Here is a 15,636-nt window from a genome sequence, read left to right as displayed (position 1 = left end):
ACGGGGAGGGTCAGCTTGATGATGAAACCGGAAGATTATATGCAGCAGGCTTACCGCTGTATATTGCAAAATGATTTTGAGCAAGCCATTCGCTGGTTCGAAGCGGCTATTCATGCTCACCCGGAGCATGCCGAGTTATATTATCGCTGTTCCATAACGCACGCCCGAAGCAAACATTTGCTTCCTGCACTTGAATATGCCCGCAAGGCGGTGGAACTATCCGAAGGTGCCGAAGAATATGTGCTTCATCTGCAGACACTTGAAGCGAAGCAACTTACAGTTAGAGCCAAATTACTGCTTGAGCAGGCTGGAACAGAATCAAGCAAGCCATATGTCGAGGCTTCCCAACTTCTTAAAGAAGCGATTAGGCTGGATCCACTGTCTGTGGAGGCACATGTGATGCTGGCTCTTGCTCACAGCGATCTGAACGAATACGAAAGTGCCCTTCAGGTGTTACAGGATGCAATTGTGCTTGATCCGCAGAACGGGCAGTTGTATCAGATGTTACAACAAACGAAGCAACGGTTGAAATCGATGCAGTAATTGATATTCACAGTCGAGTGTTATAATAAATACAGACTGGATGAGATGCATGGGTTAACACGACTAGATGAACTAACATAGTGAAGGAGATGCAGCCAAGATGAGTGAAGTGATAAGAGTTGCCGTGATCGGAGCGGCTGGACGAATGGGTCGTGAAGTTGTGAAACTGGTACTGCAAGACCCGGATTTGGAACTTGCTGCCGCTGTCAATCGCTCCGGAGCAGGCACGGATGCAGGAACGCTGGTAGGACTGCCAGAGTGTGGCGTATTGGTAACCGATGATATCGAGATGGCTTTTGCTGAAACCAAACCACAGGTCATGGTTGACTTTACAGTGCCTCAATTTGCTTTTGCTCATACAGAGATTGCTATCCGCCATGGCGTAAGACCCGTCATGGGTGTTACCGGCTTTACGCCGGAGCAGATTGAACAGTTGGACAAGCAATGCCAGGAGAAAGGTATTGGCGGACTGATCGCGCCTAACTTCTCGATTGGAGCCATTCTTATGATGCGTTTTGCAGCACAGGCAGCCAAACATATGCCTAACGTAGAGATCATTGAATACCATGGCGATCAGAAGCTGGATGCACCATCAGGAACAGCGATCAAAACAGCTGAATTGATTGCAGCCAATCGTGAAGAAATTCGTCAAGGCAATCCGAACGAAGAAGAAACGATTGAGGGTGCACGTGGTGGATATTATAACGGATTCCGCATTCACAGCGTGCGTTTGCCAGGTGTATTCGCACAGCAGGAAGTTGTATTTGGCGATTACGGACAGTCGCTGAAAATTCGTCATGATTCATATGAGCGTGCTGGTTATATGCCGGGAGTCAAGATCGGTGTACAAAAGGTGATGGAATATACAGGACTCGTTTACGGCTTTGACCACTTTATCGACTAAAGGAGATTGAAGATTGTCATGTTGAAAATCGCATTTATTGCCCACGATCGTAAAAAAGAAGAAATGGTAAACTTCGTTACGGCCTATGAGCCTGTGTTTACAGACCATCAATTATATTCAACAGGTACGACAGGTCTTCGTATTATGGAAGGTACATCCCTGCAGATTCATCGTTTTGAATCAGGGCCGCTTGGGGGAGACCAACAGATCGGAGCGTTGGTTGCACAAAACGAGATGGATCTGATCATTTTCCTTCGTGATCCATTAATGGCACAGCCCCATGAGCCGGACATTAATGCACTGCTTCGCCTGTGCGATGTTCAGGGCATTCCACTGGCTACCAATATTGCAACAGCCGAGATCCTTGTTAAAGCTCTTGACCGTGGTGATTTTGCTTGGAGGGAACTCGTACATAAGTACAAGCCGGACGCTGGATTGAATACGGGTGACTCTCAATGAGTCTAGATATTCTTATCTTCGGTGCACATGCGGACGATGCCGAGATTGGCATGGCTGGAACGATTGCGAAACATACGGCTGCCGGGTTAAAGGTAGGCGTATGTGACCTGACTCGTGCCGAGATGTCCTCCAATGGCACCGTGGAGCGCAGAACCGAGGAAGCGGAGCAAGCCTCACGCGTCCTCGGTCTTTCGTGTCGAACAAATCTCGAATTACCTGACCGGGGGCTGTATGTTACACCAGAACATGTAGAAGCGGTTACCGCTGAGATTCGCAGACATGCACCTCGAATTGTTTTTGCACCTTACTGGGAGGATCGGCATCCCGATCATATTATGTGTAGCAAACTCGTGCAAGAAGCGGTATTTAACGCGAAGCTTCGAAATTATATGCCGGACATGCCAGCTGTACAAGTGAAGGAAACTTATTTTTACTTTATCAACGATATCGGTCCTACGGATTTGATTGTGGATATTACGGAACACTATGAACAAAAGGAAGCCTCGCTTCGCTGTTATCGATCTCAGTTCGAGCAGGGTGCAGGTATCGTATCTACACCGCTGAATCAAGGTTATATCGAACGAGTGAGGGCACGTGATTCCTTACTTGGACAACGTAGCTTAATCCCGTTTGCAGAAGGATTTGCAACGATAACGCCTTATGTAGTGAAACAGTTTGGCGTCTAAACGGCGCTACCTCTGTATATAGATAGAACCATATATTCACACTTGAACGGAGAGGACAGAAAATACCTGAAAAAGCGAAGCGCTCGCCTAAAAGCTTCCTGAAAGAGATCTACTTTGTAAGCATAGGCTTATCACCGGATTTTCCCCTTTTAGTAAAAGGGAATCCAAAAAATCTGGGGATAACAGCGATTGGCAGGTAATTCTGTCATCGGAGTGGACGTGTGAATTATAATAGGTCTAGTTATATAAACAGACCATAAACAAATCATGACATCAATTAATTTCCGTTGCATGATATCAACCTGCAATATGCGGGAGATCAAAGGAGCGTCCAACCCGATGGATCAAAAGCTAAAAATCGGAATCACCTGTTATCCGTCCCTCGGAGGATCCGGGGTTGTCGCAACGGAACTCGGCAAATTGCTGGCCGAACAGGGACATCAGGTTCATTTTATTGCGAACAGCATTCCGTTCAGATTAGGAAAGTTTCAGAAGAATATCTTTTATCATGAAGTAGAGGTTAACGATTATTACGTGTTTCGGTATCCTCCGTATGACCTGTCTTTAGCAACCAAGATGGCTCAGGTGGCAAAGGCTCAACAGCTAGACTTGCTACATGTGCATTATGCTGTACCGCATGCGGTATGTGCATTTCTAGCCAAACAGATGGTCGGAGACAATCTGAAAGTGGTTACAACCCTGCATGGGACGGATATTACGGTACTTGCTCAGGATGAATCGTTGAAAGATCTGATCCGTCTTGCGATCAATGAAAGTGATGCGGTAACAGCTGTTTCTCAGGATTTGATTCGGGAGACGGTTGAACTACTGGATATTCAGCGTCCGATTGACCTGACCTATAATTTTATTGATAAACGTGTTTATTATCCAAGAGATGCAGCGAGTCTGCGACGTGATTATGCTGCCCCTCATGAAAAAATACTGATGCACATCTCGAACTTTCGTCCAGTCAAGCGAACACAAGACGTAGTGGAAGTATTCCGTCAAGTTCAGGAGCAGGTTCCCGCGAAGTTGTTGTTTGTGGGTGAAGGCCCAGACTTGCCCAAAATTCAGTGTAAAATTAAAGAACTGGGCTTGAGTGAAAAGGTTCATTTCCTGGGCAGACAGGATGATGTGGCTCAGGTGATATCAATGGCCGACATTTTAATGCTTCCATCCGAGAAAGAGAGCTTTGGTCTGGTAGCACTTGAAGCGATGGCATGTGGTGTGCCTACGATTGGTTCGCAGGCTGGCGGTATTCCGGAACTAGTACTGCATGGGAAGACAGGATTCCTCTCTCCGATCGGGGATACCCAATCTATGGCTGAGAATGCGATTCGTCTTCTAACGAATGAGCGTTTGGCTGCCGATATCAGGGAGGCTTGCCTTCATCGTGCACATCATGATTTCTGCAATGACTCCATTCGGCAGGAATATGAAAAGATATATTATCGTGTGCTTGGAAGAGAAATCCCCAGTCTCAATCCCGTTTGCGGTTAAGTGTGGGAAACCACAACTGGCAAGAGAAGAGGTGATATGTGGTGGTTCAATGGACACAAGCAGATGATGAAATGGCAAAACAAAGTGAGAATGTCCTTACTCGATTAAATGAACATGGCTTCGAGGCTTATTGGGTTGGCGGCTGTGTTCGGGATGAAATATTGGGGCGTGCCGTGGACGACATGGACATTACGACCTCTGCTTCTCCCGAGCAAGTTATGGCTCTCTTTGATGATTGTATTCCTACGGGATTACAGCATGGAACTGTGACGGTCCGCTCTGGCGGTTATTACTTTGAAGTGACGACCTTTCGGACAGAGTCGGAATATCAGGATAATCGCAGGCCTGCAGCAGTGCAGTTTGTTCAGGATATCAAGGAAGATTTAGAGCGGCGTGATTTCACCATGAATGCTCTTGCAATGGACGTGAAGGGAGCTATAGTGGATCCTTTTGGCGGACAAGTTGATATTAAACAAGAGCTTGTGCGTTGTGTAGGCCTGGCGGTTGAGCGTTTTGGTGAGGATGCTCTGCGTATGTTGCGCTGCGTTCGGTTCGCTTCCGTCTTTAATTTCAGGATTGCGTACAATACTTGGAAGGGACTCGTTGATCAACGCGAACTGCTCCGGCATATTGCGATGGAACGGGTTCGTACCGAGATGGTAAAAATGATGGCAGGTCCTCATCCGCTCAAGGGATTGGAATTGTTATTTCGCAGCAGAGCGCTAGAGTATGTCAAAGCACCAGTGGATTCTTCCAGGTTCAATAAAGATTTGTTAACTGGCTTGCAACATTTGGCAGGAGAACATGTGTTGCTCCGATGGTCATGTGTGTTGCTGGCTGGTGGATACAACCGGGGAGAAGCAGACAAGTTATTGCGGCTGTGGACATTTTCCAATGAACAACGTGTTCGAATTACGGGTGTGCTTCAGATGGAGCAACTGGTGACTGATTTTGTGGAGCATTGCGAAGATGATCAAGGGCTGCGGGAAAACTGGATTGTGTCCGTACTCCATTGTGGTGCTCAGGCGGCTAACGACTGGCTGCTCTTGCAAGAGCAATTGCCGAAACAGTGGCGTGAAGGTTCTGAACAGACACATGATCGACTCGTTAAAGTTCAAACTCTCGCGGCAGACTGGAGCCGATCCATGCCAGTCCACGCAATAAAAGAACTCGAAATCACCGGTGAACAGGTGTTGCAATTAGTGGAGCGCAAAGGTGGACCTTGGCTCGGACAACTCATGAAACATCTGCTCAGGGAAACGGCGATTGGAAATATAAAGAATCAGTATGAAACACTAAGTGCTGAAGTGAAACGGGTGGCTGCGAATGACCAAGCATGAGGACTTATTACATATGTTACTTCATGCTGACGGACAGTTTGTGTCGGGCGAGGAGATTAGCCGGCATCTGTCCATCAGCCGAACCGCCGTATGGAAACATGTCAATAAATTACGGGAGATGGGTTATGAGTTTGAAGCCGTTTCCCGTAAAGGGTACCGTCTGGTCACGAGACCCGAAAGCATTGATGAGACAGCTCTCCAACTTGCTCTGAAGACGACGACATTTGGCCGTAAAGCGATCATGCTGTCCTCAACGTCATCTACACAGGCTGATGTTCTTAAGCTGGCAGAAGAGGGCGAGAGTGAGGGGGCGGTGGTTTTCGCTGAAGAACAGACTGGCGGCAGGGGGCGTTTCGGCCGCAAGTGGTTCTCCCCTCCTGGAAAAGGGATCTGGATGAGCGTGCTGCTACGCCCCGAATTACCGTTGCAACATACGCCCCAGCTTACCCTTATGACTGGTGTAGCTGTATGTCGAGCGATTCGAGCTTATACTGGTGCAGAGGCTGGCATCAAATGGCCGAATGACTTGTTGATTAATGACCGTAAGATATGTGGCATTTTACTTGAATCTGCGGTGGAAGATCATCAGGTTCGATATTGCATTGCGGGCATTGGCGTAGATGTAAATTTCGATTCTCAGGATTATCCGGAAGACTTGCAACAGATTGCCACCTCGATTCAGATTGAAACAGGGCAAGCTATTGATCGGACGGGGCTGGCAGCCGCTATTTTAACGGAAATGGAACATCTTTATTTTTTATATCAAAAAGAGGGATTTGGAGTTATATCTTCACTATGGGAAGCGTTGTCCGTTTCGTTAAATCGAAAGGTGACTGTTACCAATCCTCACGGTGTGATTGAGGGAACAGCTGTAGGGCTGGACTCTTCGGGAGCACTGGTAGTTGAGAAGCAGGATGGGGTACGCGAACTGATCATATCTGGCGAAGTGACTTGGAAAAGCTAATATTTTGTCGAAAACTCTTGAATGATCTCGAACATAAGACGTGAACTTTGAGCAGAACTTTGGTATACTGTTTTCGTGAGGCGGTATCGGGCTGTAAAGACCGAGCTGCACTCCGATGAGCATTAACCTTAGTTCTGCTTGATGCGTTTTACGTAGACAAGTAGGACAGCAATAGCAAGGAAAAAATGGAATAAGAACAAATGTGTTGTTGGATTCTGCTCTGAGCCGAAGAGGACCGAGACAGAAGGGACGATCGCAAGTGACTCTTTTTTGACTTTTCGGGACTTTTTAGTGGAAAACTAAAAGGTTTTTTTGTTGCGTTTAATTGAAAAGGTGAGAGGGGTACAAGACAAATGGCAAACAAACAAGCATTAAACATTGTGAAGATGAAAAAATACAAGCAAGACGGCATCCCGCTTAGCATGATTACAGCTTATGACTATCCAACTGCTCTGCTCGCCGAAGAAGCCGGCATTGACATGATTTTAGTGGGCGACTCTCTAGGTAATGTTGTCCTTGGTTATAACTCAACTTTGCCAGTCACGATTGATGATATGGTCTACCACACTCGGTCGGTTGTGCGTGGAGCGGAACACACGTTTATCGTTACAGATATGCCTTTTATGACGTATCACGGTAGCGTTGATGAAACATTGAGAGGTGTTCGCCGGTTGATGCAGGAAGGTCATGCTCATGCGGTCAAAATGGAAGGCGGCATTGAGATTGCAGAGACAGTCAAGGCTGTTGTGCAAGCAGGTGTGCCTGTGCTCGGACATATTGGATTGACACCACAATCGGTGAATCAGATCGGTGGTTACCGGATTCAGGGCAAGGATGCAGCAGATGCCAGACGTCTGATGGATGAAGCCAAAGCGCTTGAAGCCGCAGGGGCTTTCGGCATCGTGCTCGAGCTCGTGACGGAAGAAGTGGCCGAGGCAATCTCGAAGGAATTGTCGATCCCGACCATTGGCATTGGTGCAGGGCGGGGATGTGACGGTCAAGTGCTCGTTTTTCATGATGTGGTTCAATATGCTTCACCATACACGCCTAAACGATTTGTCAAAACCTATGGTGATGTAGGAAGTGTGATTCGCAGCAGTATTGAAACGTATGTAAAAGAAGTGAAAGATCGCTCCTTCCCGGCCGAAGAGCATGTTTTCAGTGCAGCGGATGGCGTGCTGGATGGATTGTATGGACAACGTAAAGAAAAGGTGGAAATTCGCTGATGAAAGTCATACGCACGATCACAGAGTTAAGACGGGAACTAAGCTTGATGCGAAAAAAGCAAGCGATCCATTCCGAAGAAACGATCGTTGGACTGGTGCCCACCATGGGATACCTTCATCAAGGCCATGCCAGTCTGATGAAAGCAGCGAGAGAACAGAGCCACATCGTTGTTCTAAGCATCTTTGTTAATCCGATACAGTTTGGCCCGAATGAAGACTTTGAAAGTTATCCGCGGGATGAACAGCGCGATCTTGAAACGGCTCGTGCTGAAGGGGTAGATATCGTATTTATTCCCTCGGTGGAAGAGATGTATCCCCAGCCGACGCAAACGACGATTGCAGTATCCGGGATTACAGAGCGCTTATGTGGCGCATCCCGGCCAGGACATTTTAACGGAGTGACTACCGTAGTATCGAAGCTGTTTAACATCGTGCAACCGCAGAAAGCCTTTTTTGGGATGAAGGATGCACAGCAGGTGGCCGTTATTGAGCAAATGGTACATGATCTGAATATGCCAGTGGACATTATCCCTTGTCCTATCGTTCGTGAGCAGGACGGTTTGGCGCTCAGCTCCCGTAATGTCTATTTGAGCGCAGAGCTACGTCAGGAAGCTTTGGTCTTGTCTCAGGCACTGCGAGCCGCACAGGAGTCGGTGGAGATTGGAACAGCCGTTACAGCGAAAGACATTCGTCGTCTGCTTCATGAACATATTGGCAAATCTGCGCATGCTGTCATTGATTATGCCGAGATTCAGGCTTTTCCAAGTCTGGAGCCTCTTGCAGACCAAGAGGAATTGAATGCATATGATGATCTGCTAATTGCACTAGCCGTGAAATTTGGGAAAACAAGATTGATTGATAATATACGTATTCAAAAAATGGAGGTGCTGTCCCATGTTTAGAACTCTAATGAAATCCAAGATTCACCGTGCTACGGTAACGGAAGCCAACTTGAACTATGTGGGTAGCATTACCATTGATGAAGACCTTATGGAAACTTCGGATTTAATGGAAAATGAAAAAGTGCAAATTGTGAACAATAACAACGGAGCAAGGCTGGAGACTTATGTAATTCCAGGACCTCGCGGCAGTGGCGTCATCTGTCTGAACGGTGCTGCCGCTCGTCTTGTACAGCCTGGAGATACAGTCATTATCATTTCTTATGCCATGATGTCACAGGAAGAAGCGAATACGCATAAACCTACTGTGGTGTTTGTGGACAGTCAGAACAAACCGGTTCAGACGATGAAGAAAGAAGTTCACGCCACGATCTTGTAATCGACTGGGAAGGGGAATGAAATCGGCCCATCCAGCAAAAAATGAGTACAGGTCACTGCACTAATTCATTTTCCAAGGGTGGGGATGCATCGATGTTCCAGCATGTTTTCGCCGAAATGAACGACATGTTAGATGAAATTATCAAGAGCTATCCTTCCGCTGAAGGTCTGAACAAACAGGAGCTGCAACAAAAATGGAATTTGCTCAAACGAATGAGTGACGGGATGCTGGATGAATGGCTAATGTTTGAAGAAAAGATGAGTCAGATTCGGGAAAGGGAGCTGGACAAACCGGCTTCACTTGAGCCGGAGCAGGAAGCAGTGACAGCTTTGCCTGAACTTCATCTTGAATGCTTCAGCCGCGGCCAAGGATATTTTAAGCTACAAATGTATCCGCAGGCTATTGATCAATTCTTACCGGTTGTGAACGATTACCCGGATAGTGCCTTAGCCCGTTTTTATCTGGCACTCGCACACTTAAGTCTGGAGCAGATTTATGAGTCTGAAACCCATTTACAGCAAATTATGCTACTTAAGGGATCAGCAAGACTCAAAGGCCTTGTATGTAATGCTCTGGGCTGTATCCAAGCGAAGCTCTCCAATCCAGAAGCAGCATGCTCCCTGTTCGCACAGGCCCTTCAGTATGACCCGACGTTGACCGAACCTCTGTACAACATGGAAGTTTGCAGGCTGAACAGAGGTAAACTGCAATACGCAAACCAGCTAGGGTGTGTCTGAAAATCTGCACTTGCACTTCAGTCTGTTTCAAGACATGCCCAAATTGCCCTGAATTGAAAAAGACATGTGGCAACAAAAGAACGGTGTTTCCTCCTTTGACATAGCGGCGGAAACACCGCTTTTTTGTCAGTTAATTTTCAAATGTCCTTTTTTTTGCTATGCTGTAACATAGACTGGAATGGAAGGGATCGTATATTGCAATGAAATTTGCCGTTTTGGATTTCGAAACAACCGGCACGCAGTCCGACGGTGAGATCATACAGGCCGGACTTGCCATCATAGACCATGACTTCAGCATAACTCAAATATATAGTTCTTATGTAAATCCGGGTGTTCCAATTCCGCCATTCATCACTGGGTTGACCGGAATTACAGAAGAAGATGTCGCGGATGCTCCATCTCTTGAAGAGATGATGATGGAGATGGTACCGCTTCTTGACGATGTGGTTCTGGTGGGCCATAACGTAGCATTCGATTTTCATTTTTTACAGAATGCACTTGATCGATGTGGATATTTACCGTTTACAGGTCGTATTCTAGATACGATTGATTTCTTGAAAATAACTTTTCCTTCGCTGGGTTCATACCAGCTTGGTTATGTATCAGCCGAATTTGGATTTGAACATGACCGGCCCCATCAGGCTGACAGTGATGCACTGGCAACAGCTCATGTTTTGCTCAAATGTCTCGATGAACTTAGAGAGCTGCCGTTAATTACAATACAGCGGCTTAGCGACCTGTTTGCACCAGAAGACAGTGATCTGGGATGGTTTTTCGACGGACTACGTGCAGAGAAGGAAGCAGAACCGATTCAGGACCTGGATGGGCATACCTATTACCGTCAGCTGGCGCTTAACGTTAGTGACTGGACGGAAATTGGAGCTCCTCGGGATGAAAGAGAAGCGAATCCGCTGGACGGTGTGACCTTTGATCAGTTTATGGATCAGGTGCGCGCCAACCTCAAAGAGACACTGGATCATTATGAAGAGCGTGAAGCACAGACACAGATGTTTGGCAGCGTACGGCAGGCACTGGATGAAGAGAAACATCTTTTGCTGGAAGCCGGAACGGGAACAGGGAAATCCCTGGGATATTTGTTACCTGCTATTTATGAAAGTGTAAAACAAGAACAGAAGGTGATGGTAAGCACTCACACCATTAACTTGCAAGAACAACTGCGCGAACGGGATATTCCGATGCTGACGCAGGTAGTTCCTTTTCCGTTCAAAGCTTCCGTGTTCAAGGGGAGAGGCCATTATCTCTGTCTACGCAAATTCGAGCACAAAATCAACAAACGTGAATTTGCTACGCCGAAAGAGGACTACTTCACGGCAGCACAGATGATTGTGTGGCTCACACAAACCGAAACGGGTGACGATGAAGAATTGAACCTCAGTGCACGCGGAGGAGATTTCTGGGAAACGGTGCAGAGCGAGTCCGAGTCTTGTCTCGGTAGATCCTGTCCGTGGTTCCGCAAGTGCTTCTATCATCGTGCGAAACATGAGGCGGGACTTTCTGATATTGTGATTACCAATCACTCCAAACTGTTTACAGACGTGAAGGCTGCTCATCAGCTGTTGCCAGCTTATGAAAGTCTGGTCATTGATGAAGCGCACCATCTTGAAGATGTAGCGGGTAAACATTTGGGGCTTCACATGAAGTATTTTACGCTCGTACACACACTGACCCGTTTGTTCAAAGATAGTCGTAATGGTCAGCTTCCCATGCTTCGCTCTCAGTTGTCAGGGCACGAGAACGGTGTACAGTGGGGTTCAATGGTGGATCAGATGTTTCCTCTCGCCGTGGAAGTGAAGGAAATGTGGGATCGTCTGAGCGATGCTCTGTTTGGTCTTTTGCCTGAACGGAGTGATGCTTCTCCAGGGGAGACCGGACAGTTCTCGCTGCGGCTTAAAGCGTCTCAGAAGCCTGCCAAGTGGCAGGAGTTGCAGGATTTGGAGAACCAGATCTATGTGACATTGGGTGATTTGGTTCGTAAGGGTGACAAACTGTTGCTCGAAGTAAAAGAAGATCAGGATGATTATCAGTCCGACAGTCTGATCACTGATATCACCGGGCTCTTGAAAGATCTGACGACGATGAAGGAGAATTTAAGATTCTTCATGCGTATGGATGATGCCAAGACCGTGTACTGGATGGAGGCCAGCGGACAGTTCCGTAGCAAGTCACTCCAGCTATACGCTGTTCCGGTGGATGTGAGCGCACAATTGAAAGAGATGTTTTTCGATAAAAAGAAAAGCGTTGTTCTTACATCGGCTACGCTGTCGGTGGATAAGTCATTCCAGTTCATGATTGAGCAACTGGGTTTGCAGGAAGCTGCCGACAATAATCGGCTTCTGACCTCGGTGCTACCTTCCCCATTCAATTATCGGGAACAAGCTTTGTTAGTAATCCCGCGGGATTTCCCGAGTCTGAAGGGGAGCGTAGGGGACGCGCACTTTGTACAGATGCTGGTGCACTCTCTTGCTGAGACGGCGATTGCAACTCAAGGACGTATGATGGTGCTGTTTACCTCTTATAAAATGCTTCGACAAGTCTATGAACCACTGAAAGAGGCTTTGTCCGGGAATGACATCTCGCTACTGGGGCAAGGTGTTGACAGCGGGAATCGTTCGAAGTTGACCCGACGCTTCCAAGATGCCAAAGCAGCAGTCCTGCTGGGTACGAGTAGCTTCTGGGAGGGCGTGGATATTCCGGGTGAAGCGCTGACCTGTCTTGCGATTGTGAGACTGCCTTTCCAGCCGCCTAACCATCCGCTTCTGGAAGCGAAGAGTGAACTGTTGCAAGAGCAGAAGAAAAATCCATTTATGAAGCTTTCTGTGCCGCAGGCCGTCATTCGCTTCAAGCAGGGGTTCGGCAGGCTTGTTCGGACAGGCAAAGATCGCGGAATCGTCATTGTGTATGATACGCGTGTAATTGAAGCTTATTACGGCAAGTACTTCCTGTATTCGCTACCGGGACCAAAGATGGAGCATATGCTGACAGAACAGATGGTTCCCCGTATTGCTGAATGGTTAGATCGACCTGCAGAAACTCAAAAATAATTACGATGTAAAGCTATAACATTGCATTGGACTTCACCATGGCGTTAAACTTTGAAGAAGACTTCACAAAGTTCGAACAGGGCAGCGCTTTAATGAACTTATATTCCTAATAATTCGGGCATTCTGTATGAGGACATCATGCATGGATATTGCATGTATACAGAATGCTCATCTTTTCAATATTTATTTAATCGTGGCGATGGTAAGGGGGAGCAAGGATGAAATCGGATAAAATATCAGAAGCGGTAGTACGGCGTCTGCCTGTATATTTGCGTTATTTAAACGAGTTGGTTCAGCGTGAGGTGACAACGGTTTCCTCGCAGGAGCTAGGACAGCGACTGGATTTGAATCCAGCTCAAATCCGTAAAGATTTAGCTTATTTCGGTGATTTTGGTCGTAAAGGAATCGGGTATGATGTGTCTTACCTGATCGAGAAGATTCGTCACATTTTGAAAATTGATCAGCAAATTAATGTGGCTCTGGTAGGGGCCGGTAATCTCGGACATGCCTTATCGAATTATAATGCTTATTTGAAGGACAATATGAAAATTGTCGCTATTTTTGATGCGTTTGGGCCTAAGATTGGCAGTAAAATTAATAGCCTGACGGTCAAACCTATGGAAGAACTTACAGAAGCGGTTCAGAAAGATAACATTCGTATCGGGATCATCACGGTGCCGGACACGGAAGCTCAGAATGTTGCCGATCAACTGATTCAATCGGGCATTGAGGCGATTCTGAATTTTGCGCCAACGATTCTAAAAACGCCTTCACATGTGCGGATTCATCATGCAGACTTTACAACGGATTTGCTCAGTTTGGCTTATTATTTGGAGAACGGGAAGGAAGATGAGCTTGATGACAACAACGAATAAATGGGTAATCCAAAATGGTAAATTTGCTGTAAATGAAGGTGCCAATTGGACTGTGATTCAAGGGTATATGGTCGTTGAAAATAACAAGATTGTGCATATTGGTGAGACGCTGCCGGATGGTGACGAGAACCTGCCTAAAGTGGATGGAAAAGGACTGCTCTTCCTGCCGGGTCTGATCAATACGCATGGTCATGCGGCAATGTCTCTGCTTCGAGGTCATGGTGATGACCTGGCATTACAAGTGTGGTTACAAGAAAAAATGTGGCCAATGGAAGCCAAAATGACTTCTGAGGACGTGTATTGGGGAGCATCCCTTTCGGTGCTTGAGATGTTAAAAGGCGGAACAACAGCTTTCCTGGACATGTATGACCACATGGATCAGGTAGCAAAAGTGGTTGAACAGTCAGGAGCTAGAGCTGCGCTGGCTCGGGGTGTCATTGGACTGTGTTCGGAAGAAGAGCAGATGAGAAAGCTGGAAGAGTCCGCAGCATTTGCTCGTGAATGGAATGGACAGGCGGATGGACGCATCACAACCGTAATCTCTCCGCACGCGCCTTACACATGCCCTCCAGATTACATAGAGAAGCTTGTTCAAGTTGCGCATGATCTAAACCTGCCTCTCCATACGCACATGTCAGAGACGCTTCGTGAAGTGGAGCAGAATGTATCAGATTATGGCATGCGTCCAGTGGCACATTTGGAGAAGCATGGCTTTTTCTCACGTCCTTCACTCGTAGCGCATGCTGTGCATCTCAACGATGAAGAGATCGAAATCTTGGCACGTCATGATGTCGCTGTATCGCATAATCCGGGTAGTAATTTGAAGCTTGCATCGGGTGTAGCTCGTGTTCCCGCTTTGTTGAAAGCAGGAGTTACTGTATCTTTGGGAACAGACGGACCGGCAAGCAACAACAATCTCGATATGTTTGAGGAAATGAGACTTGCAGCTTTAATTCATAAAGGAGTATCCGGTGATCCTACCGCCGTACCTGCCGGGGAAGCGTTGCTTCTTGGAACAGCTTACGGTGCGAAGTCCATCTTCCTGAACGATACTGGAGCTTTGAAAGTCGGTAAAAAGGCTGATTTTATTGCACTCAACATTGAACAGGCTCACTTCTATCCACACACGGATTTGATTTCACATGCAATTTACTCGGCTTCGGCGAAAGATGTGGAACATGTATGGGTAGATGGCAAACAAGTCGTAAAACATGGTGAATGTTTAACACTGGATGAAGAGCGCATTTTGCGGGAATCCCAGTTGGCTTTTGATCAATTGCTTGCGCGTTAAGAGGCAACTTCAATGCGCACTTTTAGGGAAAGGAAGTTCAACTCTTGAAGAAAAAAAAGAAGTGGATATGGATATCGCTGCTCATTCTCGTTCTGATCTTGATTGGGCTTCAGCGATATTACGTCTATGTCACGCAGGATCAGCGGCAGGAAGAAGCATTGGCGATTGAATCGGCACAGAACCAGCTGGGCATTACAGCACCTGATGAACTGCGGAAGTACGTGTGGGGCGAAAAGAGTGGCGCTGACAACATATACTGGACGATGACAGCTAAAAACAAAGATAATCAGGACATTATGGTCTGGGTTAAGTTTGATAATAACAATCAGCCTGTACAAGGCGCGGCAGGTGTGCACAGTGAGTTATTGCAGAACGGGATGACCGAAATGCAGATTCGCAACCGTTTCAGCTCAGATGTTCCAGGCGGTGAGATCAAACGGATCATGCCAGGTGTTGTGAACAATATCTATGTGTGGCAAGTGTACTATAACGATGATACGCATAACTATTATCGCTTTTACCGATTTAGCAACGGAGAGCAAGTCGATCTGGTATATACGTTACCGAACAGCTGACTTCATACATCTTCTTTCATTATGATGATGAATAAAACGGTCAATTCATAGATAGTTGCACATAACAATAAGCCAAAAAACCGGCAGACGGGATACCGACTGAACCGGTTTTTTTGGCATTCAAACCATTGAACATCAATGAAATAGTTAAAATTATTAATTTATTCATATTTTCGCCTTCGAAATTGTATATACG

Annotated in this window: 15 protein-coding genes; all 15 read left to right on the top strand. The window is 46.7% G+C overall.

Features of this window, described 5'->3' with window-relative positions:
* Window positions 1-18: 18 nt before the first annotated feature.
* Window positions 19-543, top strand: coding sequence for a tetratricopeptide repeat protein (locus MHI38_RS05130; protein ID WP_154890606.1), 525 nt, complete (start codon window positions 19-21; stop codon window positions 541-543).
* A 100-nt stretch (window positions 544-643) separates the two neighbouring features.
* Entirely contained in the window at window positions 644-1,447 is an 804-nt protein-coding gene (gene dapB, locus MHI38_RS05125) for a 4-hydroxy-tetrahydrodipicolinate reductase (protein WP_090917170.1), read from the top strand.
* An 18-nt stretch (window positions 1,448-1,465) separates the two neighbouring features.
* Entirely contained in the window at window positions 1,466-1,906 is a 441-nt protein-coding gene (gene mgsA / locus MHI38_RS05120) for a methylglyoxal synthase (protein WP_090917168.1), read from the top strand.
* Window positions 1,903-2,592, top strand: a complete 690-nt coding sequence (gene bshB1 / locus MHI38_RS05115) for a bacillithiol biosynthesis deacetylase BshB1 (RefSeq protein WP_090917166.1) — start codon at window positions 1,903-1,905, stop codon at window positions 2,590-2,592. The genes mgsA and bshB1 overlap by 4 nt, the downstream gene beginning before the upstream one ends.
* A 339-nt stretch (window positions 2,593-2,931) precedes the next feature.
* Window positions 2,932-4,092 carry an N-acetyl-alpha-D-glucosaminyl L-malate synthase BshA gene (bshA, locus tag MHI38_RS05110; RefSeq protein ID WP_090917164.1) on the top strand — a complete coding sequence of 387 codons (1,161 nt, stop codon included), beginning with the start codon at window positions 2,932-2,934 and terminating at the stop codon, window positions 4,090-4,092.
* Between the two features lie 41 nt (window positions 4,093-4,133).
* Entirely contained in the window at window positions 4,134-5,432 is a 1,299-nt protein-coding gene (locus tag MHI38_RS05105) for a CCA tRNA nucleotidyltransferase (protein WP_308723386.1), read from the top strand.
* Window positions 5,419-6,396 (top strand): biotin--[acetyl-CoA-carboxylase] ligase, encoded by a 978-nt coding sequence (locus tag MHI38_RS05100; protein WP_154890604.1) that lies wholly within the window; start codon window positions 5,419-5,421, stop codon window positions 6,394-6,396. Before MHI38_RS05105 ends, MHI38_RS05100 begins: the two co-directional genes overlap by 14 nt.
* 353 nt (window positions 6,397-6,749) lie before the next feature.
* Window positions 6,750-7,622: a 3-methyl-2-oxobutanoate hydroxymethyltransferase gene (panB, locus tag MHI38_RS05095; RefSeq protein WP_154890603.1), complete on the top strand. Its 873-nt coding sequence runs from the start codon at window positions 6,750-6,752 to the stop codon at window positions 7,620-7,622.
* Complete coding sequence (gene panC, locus MHI38_RS05090; protein WP_090917156.1) at window positions 7,622-8,524, top strand: pantoate--beta-alanine ligase; 903 nt, start codon at window positions 7,622-7,624, stop codon at window positions 8,522-8,524. Before panB ends, panC begins: the two co-directional genes overlap by 1 nt.
* Window positions 8,517-8,900, top strand: a complete 384-nt coding sequence (gene panD, locus MHI38_RS05085) for an aspartate 1-decarboxylase (protein WP_090917154.1) — start codon at window positions 8,517-8,519, stop codon at window positions 8,898-8,900. Before panC ends, panD begins: the two co-directional genes overlap by 8 nt.
* A 41-nt stretch (window positions 8,901-8,941) precedes the next feature.
* On the top strand, window positions 8,942-9,637 hold the full coding sequence (locus tag MHI38_RS05080; RefSeq protein WP_341181019.1) for a hypothetical protein: 696 nt from the start codon (window positions 8,942-8,944) through the stop codon (window positions 9,635-9,637).
* Window positions 9,638-9,837: 200 nt separating this feature from the next.
* Complete coding sequence (gene dinG, locus MHI38_RS05075) at window positions 9,838-12,699, top strand: ATP-dependent DNA helicase DinG (protein WP_341181018.1); 2,862 nt, start codon at window positions 9,838-9,840, stop codon at window positions 12,697-12,699.
* A 218-nt stretch (window positions 12,700-12,917) separates the two neighbouring features.
* Window positions 12,918-13,574: a redox-sensing transcriptional repressor Rex gene (locus MHI38_RS05070; protein WP_154890600.1), complete on the top strand. Its 657-nt coding sequence runs from the start codon at window positions 12,918-12,920 to the stop codon at window positions 13,572-13,574.
* Window positions 13,558-14,865: an amidohydrolase gene (locus MHI38_RS05065; RefSeq protein WP_341181017.1), complete on the top strand. Its 1,308-nt coding sequence runs from the start codon at window positions 13,558-13,560 to the stop codon at window positions 14,863-14,865. Before MHI38_RS05070 ends, MHI38_RS05065 begins: the two co-directional genes overlap by 17 nt.
* Window positions 14,866-14,909: 44 nt before the next feature.
* A complete protein-coding gene (locus MHI38_RS05060; protein ID WP_253493468.1) occupies window positions 14,910-15,440 on the top strand; it encodes a hypothetical protein in 531 nt (176 codons plus the stop codon).
* The last annotated feature ends 196 nt before the right edge of the window (window positions 15,441-15,636 follow it).

Source organism: Paenibacillus sp. FSL K6-1558 (assembly GCF_038002565.1).
Lineage (GTDB): Bacteria > Bacillota > Bacilli > Paenibacillales > Paenibacillaceae > Paenibacillus > Paenibacillus polysaccharolyticus.
The sequence above is the reverse complement of the archived record's forward strand: the minus strand, read 5'-3'. Positions and strand labels throughout refer to the sequence as shown.

Coding starts and splice junctions, on each gene's coding strand:
- panD (WP_090917154.1), top strand. CDS start 8,517: ATGTTTAGAACTCTAATGAAATCCAAGATTCACCGTGCTACGGTAACG.
- bshA (WP_090917164.1), top strand. CDS start 2,932: ATGGATCAAAAGCTAAAAATCGGAATCACCTGTTATCCGTCCCTCGGA.
- dinG (WP_341181018.1), top strand. CDS start 9,838: ATGAAATTTGCCGTTTTGGATTTCGAAACAACCGGCACGCAGTCCGAC.
- panC (WP_090917156.1), top strand. CDS start 7,622: ATGAAAGTCATACGCACGATCACAGAGTTAAGACGGGAACTAAGCTTG.
- mgsA (WP_090917168.1), top strand. CDS start 1,466: ATGTTGAAAATCGCATTTATTGCCCACGATCGTAAAAAAGAAGAAATG.
- MHI38_RS05080 (WP_341181019.1), top strand. CDS start 8,942: ATGAGTACAGGTCACTGCACTAATTCATTTTCCAAGGGTGGGGATGCA.
- MHI38_RS05070 (WP_154890600.1), top strand. CDS start 12,918: ATGAAATCGGATAAAATATCAGAAGCGGTAGTACGGCGTCTGCCTGTA.
- MHI38_RS05065 (WP_341181017.1), top strand. CDS start 13,558: ATGACAACAACGAATAAATGGGTAATCCAAAATGGTAAATTTGCTGTA.
- bshB1 (WP_090917166.1), top strand. CDS start 1,903: ATGAGTCTAGATATTCTTATCTTCGGTGCACATGCGGACGATGCCGAG.
- MHI38_RS05100 (WP_154890604.1), top strand. CDS start 5,419: ATGACCAAGCATGAGGACTTATTACATATGTTACTTCATGCTGACGGA.
- panB (WP_154890603.1), top strand. CDS start 6,750: ATGGCAAACAAACAAGCATTAAACATTGTGAAGATGAAAAAATACAAG.
- MHI38_RS05130 (WP_154890606.1), top strand. CDS start 19: ATGATGAAACCGGAAGATTATATGCAGCAGGCTTACCGCTGTATATTG.
- dapB (WP_090917170.1), top strand. CDS start 644: ATGAGTGAAGTGATAAGAGTTGCCGTGATCGGAGCGGCTGGACGAATG.